Annotated in this window: 12 protein-coding genes, 1 pseudogene and 1 riboswitch; of the genes and pseudogenes, 6 read left to right on the top strand and 7 right to left on the bottom strand. The window is 67.3% G+C overall.

Translation table 11 applies throughout. The annotated features are described in order from the left end of the window. On the bottom strand, positions 1-504 hold the full coding sequence (locus tag BN972_RS19855; protein ID WP_235192524.1) for a hypothetical protein: 504 nt from the start codon (positions 502-504) through the stop codon (positions 1-3). 130 nt (positions 505-634) lie between these two features. Here BN972_RS19855 and BN972_RS19850 point away from each other — a divergent pair, with 130 nt between their 5' ends. Beyond that, on the top strand, positions 635-1,408 hold the full coding sequence (locus tag BN972_RS19850; protein WP_036361615.1) for an enoyl-CoA hydratase: 774 nt from the start codon (positions 635-637) through the stop codon (positions 1,406-1,408). Positions 1,409-1,684: 276 nt separating this feature from the next. Then, complete coding sequence (locus BN972_RS19845; protein ID WP_036363459.1) at positions 1,685-3,688, top strand: acyltransferase family protein; 2,004 nt, start codon at positions 1,685-1,687, stop codon at positions 3,686-3,688. A gap of 10 nt (positions 3,689-3,698) precedes the next feature. Here the strand turns inward: BN972_RS19845 and BN972_RS19840 are convergent, their stop codons facing one another. Further along, positions 3,699-4,358 carry an O-methyltransferase gene (locus BN972_RS19840; RefSeq protein WP_036363456.1) on the bottom strand — a complete coding sequence of 220 codons (660 nt, stop codon included), beginning with the start codon at positions 4,356-4,358 and terminating at the stop codon, positions 3,699-3,701. 73 nt (positions 4,359-4,431) lie between these two features. Next, positions 4,432-4,605: riboswitch (M-box (ykoK) riboswitch) on the top strand. Between the two features lie 250 nt (positions 4,606-4,855). Here BN972_RS19840 and BN972_RS29300 point away from each other — a divergent pair. Both BN972_RS29300 and BN972_RS19835 read left to right on the top strand, forming a co-directional pair. Beyond that, on the top strand, positions 4,856-5,041 hold the full coding sequence (locus BN972_RS29300; protein WP_142277113.1) for a hypothetical protein: 186 nt from the start codon (positions 4,856-4,858) through the stop codon (positions 5,039-5,041). Between the two features lie 4 nt (positions 5,042-5,045). Further along, positions 5,046-6,716: an NRAMP family divalent metal transporter gene (locus BN972_RS19835; protein WP_036361614.1), complete on the top strand. Its 1,671-nt coding sequence runs from the start codon at positions 5,046-5,048 to the stop codon at positions 6,714-6,716. Positions 6,717-6,731: 15 nt separating this feature from the next. On the opposite strand, the gene car is transcribed toward BN972_RS19835, so the two are convergent. Together car and BN972_RS19825 are read right to left on the bottom strand one after the other, a co-directional pair. Next, positions 6,732-10,247: a carboxylic acid reductase gene (gene car / locus BN972_RS19830; RefSeq protein ID WP_036361613.1), complete on the bottom strand. Its 3,516-nt coding sequence runs from the start codon at positions 10,245-10,247 to the stop codon at positions 6,732-6,734. Positions 10,248-10,354: 107 nt separating this feature from the next. Continuing rightward, a pseudogene (locus BN972_RS19825) lies at positions 10,355-11,111 on the bottom strand (L,D-transpeptidase). Positions 11,112-11,247: 136 nt separating this feature from the next. Here BN972_RS19825 and BN972_RS19820 point away from each other — a divergent pair. Next, the gene (locus BN972_RS19820; RefSeq protein ID WP_036361612.1) at positions 11,248-12,180 is read left to right on the top strand and encodes a LysR family transcriptional regulator; all 933 of its coding nucleotides are present in this window, start codon (positions 11,248-11,250) and stop codon (positions 12,178-12,180) included. Here the strand turns inward: BN972_RS19820 and oxc are convergent. Continuing rightward, positions 12,164-13,858, bottom strand: a complete 1,695-nt coding sequence (gene oxc, locus BN972_RS19815) for an oxalyl-CoA decarboxylase (protein ID WP_036361610.1) — start codon at positions 13,856-13,858, stop codon at positions 12,164-12,166. The two genes, BN972_RS19820 and oxc, sit on opposite strands and share 17 nt — an antisense overlap. Positions 13,859-14,030: 172 nt before the next feature. On the opposite strand from oxc, the gene BN972_RS19810 reads away from it, so the two are divergent. Then, positions 14,031-15,623, top strand: coding sequence for a FadD7 family fatty acid--CoA ligase (locus BN972_RS19810; protein WP_036361608.1), 1,593 nt, complete (start codon positions 14,031-14,033; stop codon positions 15,621-15,623). Here the strand turns inward: BN972_RS19810 and BN972_RS19805 are convergent. Continuing rightward, on the bottom strand, positions 15,604-16,089 hold the full coding sequence (locus BN972_RS19805) for a DUF2231 domain-containing protein (RefSeq protein ID WP_036361606.1): 486 nt from the start codon (positions 16,087-16,089) through the stop codon (positions 15,604-15,606). The genes BN972_RS19810 and BN972_RS19805 overlap by 20 nt on opposite strands. A gap of 6 nt (positions 16,090-16,095) precedes the next feature. Then, positions 16,096-18,264, bottom strand: coding sequence for an elongation factor G-like protein EF-G2 (locus BN972_RS19800; protein WP_036361604.1), 2,169 nt, complete (start codon positions 18,262-18,264; stop codon positions 16,096-16,098). Between the last annotated feature and the right edge of the window lie 2 nt (positions 18,265-18,266).

Here is an 18,266-nt window from a genome sequence, read left to right as displayed (position 1 = left end):
CTATCCGGCGGCGTACACCCGGTAGAAGTAGGGCAGGTTGTCGGGCTCGCCGTAGTCGACACGCTTGAAGGCTTTGCTGATCGGGTTGGCATGGGCGCCGGTGCCGGGGTGGTAGACCGTCAGGGTGCCCAAGTGCTGGGCCAGGTGATCAGGTGTGTCGACCCACACGTAACCGGCGTTGCGGACCAGCACCTCACCGATATAGCAGCCGAACAGAAAAATCGACTCGGCCATGACGTCCGAGCCGGGTTCGCGAAACACTTCCAGCATGGCATCTACGTACTCGAGCGAGTCCGGGCTGTAGTCGAGTTCGACGCCGGAGACCTCCCGCGCGGCATCGGCGGCGCGTCCGGCCAATTCGGCGGCCGCGGCGGGTGTCGGCAAGACCGGGAGACGCAGAGCCCGCCCGACCCACGGCGGCCCGGCGTCTGTCTTCGGCGCAATGTAGTCGCGGGTGGCCCGGGTCGGGGAAACAGCCTTTTCCCGGCGGGAGAACCAGCCCATGTCGTTGCCTTCTGCTCGTCGTGCGCGTTCGCGTCCACGATACGGGGAACACCATCAACTACGTTGATAAATCTAATACATTAATGTATGTTCTGGCTGCCAACGACGTCCGCGTGAAAGGAGGCGTGCAGTGGACGGACTCTCGGCCACCGTTGCGGCCGGCGTGCTCTCGGTGACCATCAACCGACCCGAGCATCTGAATGCGCTGACGGTTCCCGTCCTGGCCGCACTCGCGGACGTGCTCGAGGCGGCGGCGAGCGATCCGCAGGTGAAGGTGGTGCGCCTGGGCGGTGCGGGCCGGGCCTTCAGCGCAGGCGCCAGCATGAACGTCGACGACTGGCACGGGGTCGGCGCGGCGATCGACGTCACCGTGCAGGCTAATCGTGCGGTGCTTGCGATCACCACGATGCCCCAGCCGGTGGTCGCGGTGGTCCAGGGCCCAGTCGCCGGCAACGGCGTCTCGCTGGCACTCGCCTGCGACCTGGTAGTCGCCTCCGACCGAGCGTTCTTCACGATGGGCGCAACAAAAGTCGGGCTGATGCCCGACGCCGGGGCCTCAGCGTTGCTGGCCGCCACGGTCGGCCGGGCTCGGGCCATGCAGATGGTGCTGCTCAACGAACGCCTGACGGCAGCTCAAGTGCTGGCCTGGGGTCTGATCGCCGCCGTTTGTCCCCAGCAGGACCTGGAGGCCGAGGCGAGCCGCATCATCGCGCTGTTGCTGTCCGGGCCGGCTCCGGTGTTCGCCAAAACCAAGCGGGCGATCAACGCTGTGGCACTGGCCGACCTGGAGCCGGCTTTCGAGCGGGAGCTGACGGGTCAGGCCGAACTGCTGGGGACGAACGATTTTGTCGAGGGCGCCACGGCCTTCCTGCAGCGCCGCCCCGCCGTTTTCACCGGGACTTGAGAACCCGAGCGGTTCGGGCAAATCCGTTGCGCGTCTTCGGTTATCCCGCGTGTCGGCACGGGTCTGCGAGCGCCTCGCCGCTAAACTTCCTCGGATCAAGAGGAGGGGCAGCGACGTATCGGCATCAAATACGGCGCCGGACGGCAAGGCGGTCAGGGCGCGCTGAGGGCGAGCACTGAGCCGGGCGGAAACAACCCCGCACCGGCACTTTCTGCATCAAAACCTGCATCAAAACGTGCATCCAAGCGTGCGGCGAAACCCCGCTGGGTGGCCCCGGTGCGCCGGGTCGGCCGACTCGCGGCATGGGATCGTCCGGAGCGGCAAAGCGGCATTCCCGCCCTGGACGGGCTGCGCGCGATCGCCGTCGCGCTGGTTCTGGTCGGGCACGGCGGCATCCCGGGTGTCGGCGGCGGATTCATCGGTGTCGACGTCTTCTTCGTCCTGTCCGGGTTCCTGATCACCTCCCTGTTGCTCGACGAGCTGGGACGCTCCGGGCGCATCGACCTCACCGGGTTCTGGATCCGCCGCGCCCGCCGGTTGCTTCCGGCGTTGCTGCTGATGGTGCTCACCGTGGGGGTGGCCCGCGAATTCCTGCCCTACCAGTCGCAAAACGGATTGCGCGGTGACGCGATCGCAGCGTTCCTGTGGGTCGCCAACTGGCGGTTCGTGGCCCAGCAGACCGACTACTTCACCCAGGGCGCCCCGCCCTCGCCACTGCAACACACTTGGTCCCTGGGCGTGGAGGAGCAGTATTACTTCGTCTGGCCGCTGCTGCTCATCGGTGTCACGCTGCTGCTGGCCGCGCGTGCCAAGCGCTACTTCGCCAAGATCACCGTGGGACACGTGCGGTTAGCCGCCTTCGTCATCGCCACCCTGGGCGCCCTGGCCTCCGCGGCCGCCGCGATCGTGTTCACCTCCGACACCACCCGCGACCGGATTTACTTCGGCACCGACACCCGCGCGCAGGCGTTGCTGGTTGGTGCCGCCGCGTCGGCTCTACTGGTTCGGGACTGGCCGTCGCTGAACCGGGGCTGGTGTCTGATCCGTAGCCGATGGGGCCGGCGGATCGCCCGGGTGCTGCCGCTGGTGGGCCTGGCCGCGCTTGCCGCGATCACCCACTTCGCGACCGGCAGCGCCGGCGAGTTCCGCCACGGCCTATTGATCGCGGTGGCCATTGCCGCGGTCCTGGTGGTCGCTCCGGTCGCGCTAGAACAGCGCGGTGCGGTGGCCCGGGTGTTGGCCTGGCGCCCGCTGGTGTGGTTGGGCACCATCTCCTACGGTGTGTACCTCTGGCACTGGCCGATCTTCCTCGCGCTGAACGGCGAGCGCACCGGATGGTCGGGGCCGGGCCTGTTCGGCGCGCGCTGCGCCGCCACCGTCGTCGTGGCGACGGCGTCCTGGTGGGCGATCGAACAACCCATCCGGCGCTGGCGGCCGCAACGGGTGCCGCTGTTGCCGCTCGCCGCGGCCACCGTGGCCAGCGCCGCCGCGGCGACGATCATGGTGGTCCCGGTCGGCACGGGACTGCGCGAAGTCGGCCTGCCGCCGGGCGTATCGGCGGTGGCCGCGGTGTCCCCGTCACCGCCCGGCGCCGCCCTGGCGCCGCCACCCGGGCCGCGAGACCCCAACCAGCCGTTCACCGTTTCGGTGTTCGGCGATTCGATCGGGTGGACGATGATGCACTACCTGCCGCCGACGCCCGGCTTCAAGTTCCTCGACCACACCGTCATCGGCTGCAGCCTGGTGCGCGGCACGCCGTATCGCTACATCGGTCAGACCCTGGAGCAGCGACCGGAATGCGACGGCTGGCCCGGCCGCTGGTCGACGCAGATCAGCCAGGACCGCCCCGACGTCGCGCTGCTCGTCATCGGCCGCTGGGAGACCGTTGACCGGGTCAATGAAGGCAAGTGGACCCACATCGGCGACCCGACCTTCGATGCCTACCTCGAATTCGAGCTGAACCGCGCCCTGGACATCGTGGGCTCGACCGGCGTGCGCGTCATGGTCGCCACCGTGCCCTACAGCCGGGGCGGGGAGAAGCCGGACGGCCGGCTGTACCCCGAGGACCAGCCCGATCGGGTCAACCAGTGGAACACCATGCTGCGCAAGGCGATCGCGCAGCGCCCCAACGTCGGGATCGTGGATCTGAACAAAAAGCTTTGCCCGGACGGCGTTTACACCGCGAAGGTCGACGGCATCAAGGTGCGCAGCGACGGTGTGCACCTCACCCCGGAAGGCGTCAAATGGCTGTTGCCGTGGCTGGAGGAGTCGGTCCGCTGAACGGGTACGACTAGCCGCCTGTCCAGCAGCTGAGTTCCATGCTGTCACTGGCCCGGGCCGGGAAGTTGAAGCTCACGTAGCCGTTGTCCGGATTCCGGACATGGTCGAGATAGCTGCGGGTGTCCGCGGCCTCGGTGTTGTCCGCGATGACCAGCGCGCCGGATGACAGGGACGGTTCGAGCAACTGAATCACCTTCAGGTACAGGTCTTTCCAACCGTCCAACAACACGAAATCGACCGGTCCGCCCAACTCGGGCAGGGTGGCCAGTGCATCGCCTTCCAGAATCGTTATGACGTCGTCGAGCCCGGTGCCGGCGAAGGTCTGCTTTGCCGCGGCGATCTTGGTTTCGCTGAGTTCGGTTGTGACGACTCGACCGGTGCCGTTGTCGCGCACCCCGGCGGCCAGGTGGATCGCCGAAATGCCGAACGACATTCCGAACTCGACGATCGTGCCGGGACGGGTCGCGCGGACCAGTCCGTAGAGCAATCGGCCGGCATCGGGCGTCACCGGGATGTAGAACTCGCTCATCGCCTCGGTGCGTTCCTGCACGGTCATCGGCCGGCTGAACTCGCCCTGTCTGTCCCGCAGCAGCGCCATCTGGTCCTGTGCGGCGGTGTACATCCGGTCGAGCGTCGAGGCGACCTTGGGGTCCTGCAATGTGTTGGCCATGGTCACGACAGTAGGCCTGGGTGCGACGGCTGCGTTTGACGAGCCTGGATCCCGGTGCCAACATGGGAGGCTGCAAGCACCTCGGTAGGTGAGGCGTCTGCACGGATACAGGCCACTGACCCCGAACGTCGAGAGACGCCCCGGGTCAGGACAGCTCTTCCCGGCCTAAGGGTTGAGCCCAAGTGGCTTCCGGTCACCGGACCGGATACGCCGTGCAGTGCCAAAGCTCCGACGAGAGGGGTGCGTCCGCTTGGCGGCTGTCGCTGCCGAAGGTCGGCCCCTTTCGTTCAGGTGATAGTGGTGACACCCCCGTGTGTCCTGGCCGTGAGGAGGTGAGGGCGAGATGAGCGTGCCTTGTCCAGGCGATAGTCCCCATGCCATATCCATCGCGTCCCGATCCGGCTCCGGCGTTCCTGCTGCCTGAGTTCGTGCGTCCTACGCCTGCACTGTTGCGGGAATGACGCACGCCGGTCGGGCTTTCCGTCAGGAGCAGACCTATGACGACAGCGTCGACAGCAACACTGCAACTCGTTCCCGCACCCCGTCCCGCGCTGCGCGGCAACACAATTCGCCGCCTGTGTCGTCGCTTGGGTGAGGCCTGGACCGCGGCGCTCGACATGACGCCGCAGGACCGGGCCAACGCATACGTGGCCCGGACGCCGGTCGCGATGATCGCCGACTAGTTCCATGACAGCGATCTCGAGCGAGAGCCGGGTACTGCCAGCCCTCTCCGAGCCACCGGATTCAGCACACACGGGAGACATAATCGGGGCATTCGGCCGTATCGGCCCCGATGCCGCCGTCGCCGGTCGTTGGCGCCGCCTGCGCACGCTGATGGTCATCAGTGGTCCCGGCCTGATCGCGATGGTCGGTGACAATGATGCCGGTGGTGTCGCGACGTACGCCCAGGCGGGGCAGAACTATGGGATGGCCCTGCTGTGGACGCTGGCGCTGATGATTCCTGTGCTCTATGTCAACCAGGAGATGGTGTTACGGCTGGGCGCGGTCACGCGGGTCGGGCACGCGCGCCTGGTATTCGAACGGTTCGGCAGATTCTGGGGCGCCTTCAGCGTCCTCGATCTGCTGATCCTGAACGCGTTGACGATCGTCACCGAATTCATCGGCGTCGCATTGGCATTGGGATTTCTGGGCTGCCCGAAGATCGTGGCGATCCCCCTCGCTGCCGTCCTGTTGTTCGCCGTGGTGGCCGGTGGCTCGTTCCGCCGCTGGGAGGCACTGATGTTCGTGCTGATCGCGGTGAATGTGGTGATGCTCCCAATGATCCTGTTCGTGCATCCCAACTGGCACGAGACGGTGCACGGACTGGCCCCGCAGTTTCCCGGCGGGCTCAACTCCACGGTGCTATTACTGGTCGTGGCGATCGTCGGCACCACGGTGGCGCCCTGGCAGTTGTTCTTCCAGCAGTCCAATGTGGTGGACAAGCGCATCACCACCCGTTGGATTCCCTACGCGCGAGCCGATTTGGTGCTGGGCATCATCGTGGTGATGACGGGGGCGACAGCGCTGATGGCGGTGACCGCGTTCGGATTGGCCGGCCACGCCGAGGCGGGCGCCTTCACCGATGCCGGCGCCGTGGCATCCGGCCTGGCGCATCGGTTCGGCAGCACGGTGGGAGTCCTGTTCGCGATCATCCTGCTGGATGCATCCCTGATCGGTGCCAACGCTATTGGATTGGCCACCACCTACGCCGTGGGTGATGCGATGGGCAGGCGGCACTCGCTGCACTGGAAGATCGGCGAGGCACCGTTGTTCTATGGTGCCTACGCGCTGCTGCTGGCGGTGTCCGCGGCCATCGCGTTCAGCCCCGACCATGTGCTGGGTTTGGTGACCCAGGGTGTGCAGGCGCTCGCCGGTGTGTTGCTGCCGTCCGCAACGGTATTTCTGGTCCTCTTGTGCAACGACCGCGACGTGCTGGGGCCGTGGGTGAACACGTTGCGGCAGAACATCTTCGCCTGGCTGACCGTGTGGTGCCTGGTGCTGCTGTCACTGGCGTTGACAGCGGCCACCTTCTTCCCGAAGTTGTCCACGGCCACCATCGAGATCGGCTTCGCCGCCGGCGCGGCCGCCGGAGTTGTGGGCGGGGCGGTGGTGGTTTTTGCCGGCCGCCGCTATGACCGGCCAATCGACGGTGACGAGCTCAACATAACGCTGAGCCGCGCCGAGCGTCGCGCCATTCGCAGGCGAGAACTCGCCGACTGGCAAATGCCTGCGCTTGCGACGCTCCGCCGTCCGGCCATGTCGCCGGCGCGGCGGGCCGGACTGTTGACGCTGCGCGGCTATCTTGTCCTGGCCGTGGCGCTCGTCGTGGTCAAGGTGATCCAGACCGGGGTGACCTGAAGGTCACGGCTCCGGTCAGACGAGACCGAGCGACTTCAGATCGGCCACATACTTGTCGATCAGGGCCGCGGACAGGTGCGGAATGTCCTTGTCCGAACCGACTTTCGCGTCCTGGACCGCGGCGCGGAATACGTCGGTGGGCGCCGGCGCACCGGGCAAGGGTTGCTGGGGAATGCGGTAGGAATCCAGCAACGGCAGCAGTGAGTACTGGCGCTGGCCCTCGGGTAGCGCACGCAGCGCGGTCTCGAAGCGGGCCAGCCACTCGTCGTAGTCGGCAATTCGCCGGATTTCGTTGCCGCCCTTTATTAACCAGTCCACGAACACATCCAGCGAGATGCCGTCGTCGTGCGGGTTCATCACGTCGAACGAGTGGAAGGCGTCGGTCACTTGCGCACCGAGCGCGGTTACCGCCTCGGCAACGAAGTCGGCCGGCAACCCGTCGTAGTGGGCCCGCGGACGAGGCCCGCCGGGAACACTCCGGTAGAAACTTTCCGGTGCGATGCCGGTGACCAGCAAGCTGAAGATCAACCGCGTGAACGCGTCCGGGACGTTCAACTGCCCCGGGAAGTGACTGTGCGCCAGGATCATGTCCGAGCGGAACACCGCCGCCGGTAGACCGCACAGGTCGTGTGCTTCGCGCAGCAGTACCTCGCCGGCCCACTTGCTGTTCGCGTATCCGTTGGCGTAGCCGTCGTCGATGGTGCGCACCGGGCTGACGGTCCGGATGTCACCATCTTCGTCAAATGTGTCGACGGTCATGGCGACCGCCACGGTGGACAGGTAGGTGACCGGCTTGATTCGGCCGGTGATGGCCAACCGGATCACCTCGGCGGTGCCGACCACGTTCGGCCCGAACAACTGATCGTAGGGCAGGACGTGGTTCACCAGCGCAGCCGGATGCACGATCAGATCAACCGTATCGGCGAGTCGCTGCCAAATCACATCGGACAGGCCAAGATTGGGTTCGCCGATGTCACCGACGACGATCTCGAGGTGGTCGGCCGCCAGCGCGCGGAACCTCTCCAGCAGTTCGCCGTCCCCGCTACGGAACGCATCCTCGAGTCGTTGCCGGGCCGCCGCCTCGTCGGTGCCCCGCACGACACAGATGAGCCGTCCGCCGGTCTCGGCGAGCCGCTCCAGCCATTCCAGCGCCAGGAAACGCCCGAGGTATCCATTGGCTCCGGTCAGCAGCACCGTCTGCGGCGTCCCGTTGACGTGTGGCGCCGAGCCGGCAGCCGCCAGGGTCGCCGCATCGATGAACTTGTCCAGCGTCAAGTCGGCCGCCCGCACCTGTGCCGCCCCTCGCCCGTGCACATTGGCGAAAGTGGGCCGCTTCGATACGGATTCGCGTTCGGCCGCCACATAGCCGGCGATCTGGGCCAGATTGCTCGTCGGACCGATGATCAAACCCACCGGGACCTCGACGTCGAAGATGTCGCGCAGCAGGTTGGAGAACGTCAGCGCCGACAGGGAATCACCGCCGAGATCCGTGAAGTGCTCCTCCGGTCCGGGCGCTCCGCCGACCAGACCCAGCAGCGCCTCGGCTGCATGGGCCACGGTGTCGATGATCGGCCGGTCGGCCGCGCCTTCGCGCAGCGAACGCAACTCGGCCACCCGGGTGTCGGCCAGCTCGGCGTACCGCCGCTCGAGCCGTTCGCCGTAGTGCTCCTTGAGCTTTGGGCGCAGCAGCTTGCCTACCCCGGAGAGTAGCCCATTGTCGGAGCTGAACGGTTCGAGCTCGACCAGGAAATCCGCGGGCACCTCGTAGGATTGCAGCTCGGCGGATTTGGCTGTCTGGCGCAGGGATTCGCTCAACGCGGCCTTGAGACTAGCGTCATCGTCACCGAAGCGCTGCAATGCCTCGGTGGTGGGTACCACCACAGCCAGCAGATACGGGCGTTCGCTGTTGCCGTAGACGAATATCTGCCGGACCAGCGGCGCGCTGGCGAAGATCGCTTCCAGCCGGGCCACGGCGACGAACTCGCCCTGCGCCAACTTCAGAACATTGTTGCGCCGGTCGACATAGGCCAGTCGATCCGGTCCGATTTCGGCCATCACGTCACCGGTTCGGTAGTACCCGTCCGGGTCGAATGCGTTGGCGGTCACGTCGGGTCGCTTGTAATAGCCGGAGAAGGACGTCGCCGATTTCACCAGCAGCTCGCCGCGTGGGAATGGCTTGTCGGTAAGGAAATAACCCAGTTCGGGAACGTCGATCAGCTTGTAGTCGATCACCGGTGGCTTGGTCACCAGGCCGTCCTTGGCGACCATGCCGACTTCGGTCAAGCCGTAGCCGTCCAGCAGGTGCACGTCGAGGCAGGTCTCGATGAAGGTCCGCATCTCCGCCGCCAGCGGGGCGGTCCCGGTGAAGCTGGTAACTACCCGCCCGCCGAGCACCTGCTCACGCAACTCATCTCGGGCCGCCGCCTCGGCCGCATCGACCTCGGCCCCTTCGAAGACCCGCCGGTCCACAGCGCTCTGGTAGCTCTGATACAGCATCTCGGCGACCCGCGGCACCAGACCCATTTCGGTGGGACGCACCAGGTTCCAGTCCTCGAACAGCGTGGACAGGTCGCTCTCCGGGACGAAGTAGCTGGTGCCGCCGGCCTGGAACGCCGAGGACAGCGGGATGCGGCCACCCAGGTGATTCAGTGGCATGAAGTTCACATTGAAGACCGGAATGTGGTCGTATTTCGGCATCAACTCGTTGGTCCATACCTTGACCACCATCCGCTCGGAATACATTGCCCCCTTGGGCAACCCGGTGCTGCCGGAGGTGTACATGATCATGGCCAGCCGTTGGTCGGTGTCGCCGGTGTACATCTGCGCGGGCGGCACCGTCCGGCCGTGCGCGATCACGTCGGTCAGGATCTCGATGGTCACGGCCAGGCCGGCGTCGGCGAACCTGGCGCGGGCCCGCTCCAAACCTTCCCGGTGGTCGTCGATCTCGGGCCGGTAGTCGAAGACCACCAGGCGGCGCAGGGACCTGATCCCGGCGCCGGCTTCGGTGGCCAGGTCCAGGTAGTCGGCGCTGGCGGCCAAAGTCTGCGGTTCCACCTCGGCCAGAATGGGCTGCAATCGCGACGCGGTGGTGTTGTGCTGCAACGGCACGGCCACCAGACCCAGGTAGCCGCAGACCAGGTCGACGGTCAGGTATTCCACACTGGCGAACCCGACGGTGGCCACGAAATCGCCGGGAGCGCTGGGGTTGACCGGGTCGTGCTGCCAGGCGGCGGCGATCGCCTGCACGTTGGCCCACAGGTCGCGGTAGGTGATGGTGTCAAATCGGGGTAGCAGTCGCGCGATGGTGCGGCCGGTGGCGGGATCGGTAATGAGTTCCGATGCCCGCCAGCCCATCGCAGGACGGTCGGCGTAGCCGTCGACCAACGTCTGGATCACCTGCGGCAGCCGGAGCCCGGGTTGCCGCGCCGCGGTGCGGATCGCGGGATCGGGTTCGGCCCGCCGGAACTGCTCGTCCTCAGCGAAAAGCCGCTGAATGCGTTGGTTGAGTCGTCGTTCCTGCGGACCGGTCATGGTCAGCCTTTCGTTCGCTTCGCTATCTAGCGCAAACCGATCGACCGCAGTCCATCTTCCGGGTCACCGGTGTGACCGTCGCCACACCTGCGCTACGGCGAGCGAATTCAGGCCACCACGTTGATCGGGTCGCCGATCGTGACCATGTTGAAGTACCAAGCCGCGTTGTCCGGGCTCAGGTTGATGCAGCCGTGACTGACGTTGGCGTAGCCCTGCGAGTTCACCGACCACGGTGCCGAGTGGACGTACACCCCACTCCCGGTGACCCGCACCGCGTACTGGGCGGTGATCAGGTAGCCGTCCGAGGAATTCAGCGGGATGCCGATGGTGCGGGAATCCATGACGACCGAGCGTTCCTTCGACATCGCGTTGAAGTTGCCAATCGGCGTGGGCCGGCTCGGCTTGCCCATCGAGGCCGGCATGGTGCGCAGCACTTCGCCGTTGCGGCTGACGGTGAATGTGTGAGCGGAGATGCTGGCGACTCCCAGCAGGGCGTCACCCGTCTCAAAAGCCCTCGGTCAACTCCTGCACACCCACCGAGATCCGGGTGTGCGCGGGCCAGTACTGATCCGGAATCCATTGCACGACATTGCCATCCAGCCACTGGTAGTGGCCGGTGATGTTGGCCGGTGCGCCGACGTGGATGGCTCGTTCGGCCGCGCGGCGGTCGGTCACCGGCGCGGCGAACGTCACCTCGACCGGGGCGCCCACGCCCACCACGGCCCCATCGGACGGGAAGATCGATGCCACCGCGGGCAACGGATGTGGCACCGGGACGGCGCCCGTGGCCGGACTGCCGGACCCGGCCGCGGCCATCGTCGTGATTGCCACCACCACGAATAGATACCGAACCGCTCGACGCATGGCGTTCACCCTTCGGGTTGGTGCGACAAACACACCGAATATTCTAGTGGTTATCCGCTCGGGGCGGGCCATAGCAAACAATTTCGGCGTAGCGAAGGTAGGTTCGTCACCACCCCCACGGCCAAAGGAGGGACGGGTGCTCTTTCGCCAGTTGGAGTACTTCGTCGCCGTGGCCCAGGAGCGCCATTTCGCCCGCGCCGCCGAGAAGTGCTACGTGTCCCAGCCGGCGCTGTCCGCGGCTATCGCCAAGCTGGAACGCGAACTCAATGTCACGCTGATCAACCGAGGCCACAGCTTCGAGGGCCTGACGCCCGAGGGGGAGCGGTTGGTGGTGTGGGCCAAGCGGATTCTGGCCGAACACGATGCGTTCAAGGCCGAGGTGCACGCGGTGCAGTCAGGCGTCGCCGGAACCCTCCGCCTGGGCACTGTGCCGACGGCCTCGACGACCGCTTCTCTGGTGTTGTCGGCTTTTTGCTCGGCGCACCCCTTGGCAAAGGTGCAAATCAGTTCGCGGCTGGCCGCAACCGAGCTGTACCGCCGGTTGCACGAGTTCGAGCTGGACGCGGTGATCGTCCATCCGGCCCCGGAGGCGGGCCAGGATGTGGCGCTGGTGCCGCTGTACGAAGAGCACTACGTGCTGCTGGCCCGGGCGGACATGCTGCCGCCCGGGGCGTCCGGCATGCGGTGGCCGGAGGCGGCGCAACTACCGCTGGCGTTGCTTACGCCGGACATGCGGGACCGGCAGGTCATCGACGCGGCCTTCGCCGACCACGACATCACCGTCCGCCCCCAGGTCGAAACGGACTCGGTTGCTTCACTGTTCGCGCAGGTGGCCAACGGGAACTGGGCAACCATCGTCCCACACACCTGGTTGTGGATGACGCCGGCCCGCGGCGAGATCCGAGCGGTCGAACTGCTCGATCCGGCGCTGCGCGCCCCGATTGCGTTGGCCACCATTGCAACCGGGCCGGGCTCGCCCGTTGCCCGTGCGCTCGTCGCCTCGGCGCAACAGCTCGCCCTCGACGAGTTCTTCGACGCCCAGTCGCGTGGGCTCACGCAGGGGCGTTAGCCCGGGCCGGGTTGAGGCCGGCCAGATGTCCGCTCTCCACCCCCGCGGCGGGGTCGAGTTCGCAGTCGATGAGGGTCGGCTCCCGCGCGGCCAGTGCCTCGGTCAGCGCCGCCTCGAGTTCGGCCGGCTTGGTCACGTGATACCCCTTGCCGCCGAATGCTTCTGCCAGCAGCTCGTGCCGGGCGCCGGCGTTGAGCACGGTGGGGGCCGGGTCGGCCCCGGAGACAGCCTCGTCGCCCCGGTAAACGCCGCCGTTGTTGAGCACGACGACGATGATCGGCAGGCGGTAGCGGCAGATGGTCTCGATCTCCATGCCGCTGAAGCCGAACGCGCTGTCGCCCTCGATGGCCACCACGGGCCGCCCGGTCTCGACCGCCGCGGCGATCGCATAGCCCATCCCGATGCCCATCACACCCCAGGTCCCGGTGTCGAGCCGGTGCCGCGGCAACTCCATCTCGATGATGTTGCGCGCCAGGTCCAGCGCGTTGGCTCCCTCGTTGACCACATAGACATCCGGGTTGCGTTGCAGCACAGTCCGAATGGCCCCCAGCGCGTTGTAGAACCGCATCGGGTGCGGGTTCTCCGCCAGCCGCTCCCGCATCTTGGCGTCGTTGCGGGCTTTGCGATCGGCGAGCTCGTCGGTCCACGCCGCCGATGCCTTGACCGGCTGCGCACTCACGCCCTCGAGTAGCGCCGTCATGACCGAGCCGATGTCTCCGGTCAGCGGTGCGGCGATCGGCTGGTTGCTGTCGAACTCCGACGCGGCGATATCGATCTGGATGAACTCGGCGTCCTCCGACCATTGCGGCGACTCACCGTGCCCGAGAAGCCAATTCAACCGGGCCCCGACCAGCACCACCGCGTCGGCCCGGCTGATCGCCAGGGAGCGCGCGGCGGCAGCCGACTGCGGGTGCGAGTCCGGTAGCAGGCCCTTGGCCATCGACATCGGCAGGAAGGGGATCCCGGTGGTCTCGACGAACTTCCGAATCACGTTGTCCGCCTGAGCATATGCGGCGCCCTTGCCGAGCACGATCAGCGGCCGGGCGGCCCGGCCCAGGATGCCCAGCGCGCGCTCGACTGCCTCGGGTGCCGGCAGCTGGCGCGGAGCGGGATCCACAACCTGCCAGATTGACGCGGCGCCGGCCGATGCCGGCATGACCTGGCCCAGCACCTCGCCGGGGATGTCGAGGTAGACACCGCCCGGCCGGCCGGAGATCGCGGTGCGGATCGCCCGCGCGACACCACGACCGATGTCCTCGACCCGGCTGATCCGGTACGCCGCCTTGGCGAATGGGCGCGCGGCGTTGAGCTGGTCGAGGTCTTGGTACTCGCCGCGTTGGAGGTCCACCAGCGACCGGGCACTCGACCCGGAGATCTGGATCATCGGGAAACAGTTCGTGGTGGCGTTGGCCAGCGCGGGCAGACCGTTGAGAAACCCTGGCCCGGACGTCGTCAGGCACACGCCGGGCCGTTGGGTCAAGAACCCCGCCGCCGCGGCGGCGTTTCCGGCGGAACCCTCGTGGCGAAAGCCGATGTAGCGGATCCCCGCGGCCTGCGCGGTGCGCGCGAGGTCGGTGATCGGGATTCCGACGACTCCGTAGATGGTGTCGACGCCGTTGGCTTGCAGCGCGTCCACTACGAGCTGGAAGCCGTCGGTCAGGCTCGATTGCGTGGTCATGGTTCCTCACTGTTGTCGCGACACTCGACTATGTCCAAGACCGGATCCTTATTCGACGATTCACGCCGTCTATTGACCGTTAGCGGATGGGTATTGGACAGCCCCAGTGGGTCACCGGCAGGGTTTCGGTAGGACACCGGCACGACGCAGGTGCAGCCGGAAGGAGCCAGGGATGACATCCGAACAGATCACCAGCAACCAGGCGCTCGTTGAGCCGACCACCGGCATCGCCGAGCTGATCGCGAGTACGGCCGCACACCTGCCCGATGCACCTGCCATCGTCGTCACCGCCGAGCGCGTCCCGGTCAGCTACCGCGAGCTGATCCGGCTGGTGGACGACCTGGCCGGGCAGCTGACCGCGGCAGGCCTGGCCCAGGGCGACCGGGTGGCGCTGCGTGCGGCCAGCAACGCCGAGTTCGTCGTGACCCTCTTGGCGGCGCTGCGGGCGAAACTGGTCGTGGTCCCGCTCGACCCGGCGCTGCCAGTCGGTGACCAACGGGCGCGCAGCGCCGCGGCGGGCGCCCGGGCGGTGCTCGTCGACGCTGAGGGGCCGGGAGACAAGTCGGAATCCTCGATGCCGTGGTGGCCGATCGCGGTGACCGTCGGCCGCGACGCCGTCAAGCGCGAATTGTCCGTGCACCTCGACTCGGCCGCCCCCGCCAACCCGAGCAGCTCGTCTCCGGAGGGGTTGCGGGTGGACGACGCGATGATCATGTTCACCGGCGGGACCACCGGGCTGCCCAAGATGGTCCCGTGGACGCACGACAACATCGTCACGTCGGTGCAGGCGATCATCGCCGGATACGAGTTGGGACCGCAGGATGCGACGGTCGCAGTGATGCCGCTGTACCACGGCCACGGGTTGGTCGCCGCGCTGCTCTCGACGCTGGCGTCCGGCGGTGCCGTGTTGCTGCCGTCCCGCGGCCGGTTCTCGGCGCACACCTTTTGGGACGACATCGACGCCGTCAAGGCCACCTGGTACACCGCCGTCCCGACGATTCACCAGATTCTGCTGGAGCGGGCGACGGACGGCGGATCCGAAAACCGTAAGGCCGCTTTGCGTTTCATCCGCAGCTGCAGCGCGCCGTTGACGCCCGAGGTGGCCCAGGCACTGCAAGCTCAGTTCTCCGCGCCGGTGTTGTGCGCATTCGGCATGACCGAGGCCACTCACCAGGTGGCCACCACCGGCATCGGCCAGGAGGTGAACCCCGCCGCCGCAACGGGTTTGGTGGGCCGCTCCACCGGCCCCGAAATCCGCATCGCCGGCCCGGACGGACAGCCCGTTGCGCCGGGCGCCGTCGGGGAGGTGTGGCTGCGCGGTCGCACGGTGGTGCGCGGTTACCTCGGCGACCCGAAGATCACCGCGGCGAACTTCACCGACGGCTGGCTGCGCACCGGAGACCTGGGAACCCTGTCGCAGGAGGGGGATCTGAGTATCCGCGGCCGGATCAAGGAACTCATCAACCGCGGCGGTGAGAAGATCTCGCCCGAGCGTGTCGAGGGTGTGCTGGCCAGCCACCCGAACGTGCTGGAAGTCGGAGTGTTCGGCGTGCCGCACCCGATGTACGGGGAAGCGGTCGCCGCGGTGATCGTGCCCCGGGCCAGTGCCCCGAGCGCCGACGAGCTCATCGAGTTCTGTCGGGATCGGCTGGCGCCGTTCGAAATTCCAGCAACCTTCCAGGTGGCCGACGAGCTGCCGCATACCGCCAAAGGGTCGCTGGATCGGCGCGCGGTCTCGCAGCGCTTCAGCCCGGCGACCGACTGACGGACGCGGCCGCGACGCTGCCCCACGCGGCTCGCGCCCCCGAATCCCCGACCCGGTAGGTCTGTACCAGCGTGGCCGCCGCGGCGGTGACCACGAGTACGGCGATCACCGCGTGCGCAACGGGTTTCACGTTCCGGCCGCGGGCCAGGCGCAGATGCACGACGGCCAGCATGGTGACGGCGACGACCAGTGCCGAGGCGAAGTAGCTCAACGTCTCGCCCAGCGCCGCGTGCCGGGCCAGTTGGGGTGAATCACCGACCTTGCCGGCCAGCCAACCACCCGAGGACGTGGTCAACGGCGTCATGGCCAGGGTGACGGCCGCCAGCACCAGTGTCAGCCAGATGAACCGCCGGCGCGCCGCCGCCCATACCGCGCACAGGATCGCCAGGATCGCCGCCAGCGGACCGAGCACCACCACGAGGTGATTGAGCAGGATGTGCGCCGGCAGCCCGTTGACCGTCGACATCGGCGGTTACGCCGTGGCCTTCACCCGGGCCGCGGCGGATTCGGGCATCGGTTCGTAACGGGCGAACGAGCGGGTGAACGACGCCGCGCCGTGCGCGAGCGAACGCAGGTCGATGGCGTAGCGGGTCAGTTCCACCTGCGGCACTTCGGCATTGACCACGGTGCGCTCGTTTCCGGCCGTGTCGGTGCCCAACACCCGGCCCCGCCGACCGGACAGGTCACCCATCACCGCCCCGACGAAATCGTCGGGCACCAGCACCGAGATCTCGTCGATCGGCTCCAGCAGCACGACTCGCGTCGCCGCGGCGGCCTCGCGCAGTGCCAGCGCGCCGGCCATTTGAAACGCGAAGTCCGAGGAGTCCACGCTGTGCGCCTTGCCGTCGAGCAGTGTGACGCGGATGTCCACCACCGGATATCCGGCATGCACGCCCTTCTCCATCTGCGCGCGGACACCCTTCTCCACGCTGGGGATGAACTGGCGCGGCACGGCGCCGCCGACCACCTTGTCCAGGAATTCGAACCCTGAACCTTCCGGCAGCGGTTCCACCTCGATGTCGCAGACCGCGTACTGGCCGTGTCCGCCGGACTGTTTGACGTGCCGGCCATGGCCTTTCGCCTTGCCGCCGAACGTCTCCCGCAACGGCACGCGCAACTCGACGGTGTCGACGGTGACGCCGTAGCGGTTGGCCAGCGCATCGAGCACCACGCCGACGTGCGCCTCGCCCATGCACCAGAGCACCACCTGATGGGTCTCCGGGTTCTGCTCGATCCGCAGCGTCGGGTCTTCGGCCGCCAACCTGCCCAGCCCGACCGAGAGCTTGTCCTCGTCGGTCTTGGCGTGTGCGGCGATGGCGACGGGCAGCAGCGGTTCCGGCATCGTCCAGGGCCTGAGCACTAGCGGCTCGGACTTGTCCGACAGCGTGTCGCCGGTTTCGGCACGGCTCAGCTTGCCGATCGCGCAGATATCCCCGGCCACCACGGCCGGGGCGGGGCGTTGCTGCTTGCCCAGTGGGAACGACAGGACGCCGATGCGCTCATCCTCGTCGTGGTCGGGGTGGGAATGAGTGGCGCCGCCGTTGGTGTCACCGCCCCCGAAGAAGGACGAGAAGTGGCCTGACACATGGACGGTCGCGTCCGGCTTGATCATGCCGGAGAACACCCGTACCAGGCTGACCCGTCCGACGTATGGATCGGACGTCGTCTTGACCACTTCGGCCAGCAACGGCGAATTCACGTCGCAGGCCAACTCTTCATGGGCTGCACCCTGCGGGGTGAATACCTCGGGCAACGGGTGCTCCATCGGGGATGGGAAGCCGCGGGTGATCACCTCGAGCAGTTCCTGCGTGCCCACGCCCGTGCTGCTGCACACCGGGATCACCGGGAAGAACGAACCACGCGCGACGGCCTTCTCCAAATCCTGGATCAGCACGGACTCGTCGATCGACTCGCCGCCGAGGTAGCGCTCCATCAGTGACTCGTCCTCGGACTCCTCGATGATCCCTTCGATCAGGGTGCCGCGCGCTTCCTCGATCAGCTCGGCGTCGTCGGCCTCGGGTGACGACTCGGTGCGCTTGCCATCGGCATAGGTGTACTTGGTTTGCGAGAGCAAGCCGATCAGCCCGGCGCAGTCGGTCGCCGAGGTCGGCAGGTAGAGGGGTAATACCTTGTCGCCGAATGCATTCTGCGCCGCCGCCAGCGCCTCCTGGTAGTTTGCGCGGGCGTGGTCGAGCTTGGTGATGACCACCGCTCGCGGCATCCCGACCTGGCTGCACTCCTGCCAGAGCGACTTGGTCGGTTCGTCGACGCCTTCGTTCGCCGCGATGACGAACAGTGCGCAGTCGGCGGCCCGCAGGCCGGCCCGCAATTCGCCCACGAAGTCGGCGTATCCGGGCGTGTCGACGAGGTTGATCTTGATGCCACCGTGGGCCAGCGACGCCACCGCGACACCCACCGAGCGTTGTTGGCGGATCTCGGCGTCGTCGAAGTCGCAGACCGTGCTCCCGTCAACGACGGAGCCGGGCCGGGACAACACCCCGCCGGCCACGAGCAGCGCTTCGACGAGGGTGGTCTTGCCGCCACCGGACGGACCGACGAGCACGACGTTGCGGATGCCGTCCGGAGCGCTCGCGGTCGGGGCAGCGCCCGCGCCCTGGGAAGTGTTCACTCTGTCGGCCATGA

This window comes from Mycobacterium asiaticum DSM 44297 (genome assembly GCF_000613245.1).
Lineage (GTDB): Bacteria > Actinomycetota > Actinomycetes > Mycobacteriales > Mycobacteriaceae > Mycobacterium > Mycobacterium asiaticum.
The sequence above is the reverse complement of the archived record's forward strand: the minus strand, read 5'-3'. Positions and strand labels throughout refer to the sequence as shown.

Bases quoted from the DNA above. Each gene is read 5' to 3' on its own strand.
- oxc (WP_036361610.1), bottom strand. From the start codon at position 13,858: ATGACCACGCAATCGAGCCTGACCGACGGCTTCCAGCTCGTAGTGGAC.
- BN972_RS19805 (WP_036361606.1), bottom strand. From the start codon at position 16,089: ATGTCGACGGTCAACGGGCTGCCGGCGCACATCCTGCTCAATCACCTC.
- BN972_RS29300 (WP_142277113.1), top strand. From the start codon at position 4,856: ATGACGACAGCGTCGACAGCAACACTGCAACTCGTTCCCGCACCCCGT.
- BN972_RS19835 (WP_036361614.1), top strand. From the start codon at position 5,046: ATGACAGCGATCTCGAGCGAGAGCCGGGTACTGCCAGCCCTCTCCGAG.
- car (WP_036361613.1), bottom strand. From the start codon at position 10,247: ATGACCGGTCCGCAGGAACGACGACTCAACCAACGCATTCAGCGGCTT.
- BN972_RS19855 (WP_235192524.1), bottom strand. From the start codon at position 504: ATGGGCTGGTTCTCCCGCCGGGAAAAGGCTGTTTCCCCGACCCGGGCC.
- BN972_RS19810 (WP_036361608.1), top strand. From the start codon at position 14,031: ATGACATCCGAACAGATCACCAGCAACCAGGCGCTCGTTGAGCCGACC.
- BN972_RS19840 (WP_036363456.1), bottom strand. From the start codon at position 4,358: ATGGCCAACACATTGCAGGACCCCAAGGTCGCCTCGACGCTCGACCGG.
- BN972_RS19800 (WP_036361604.1), bottom strand. From the start codon at position 18,264: ATGGCCGACAGAGTGAACACTTCCCAGGGCGCGGGCGCTGCCCCGACC.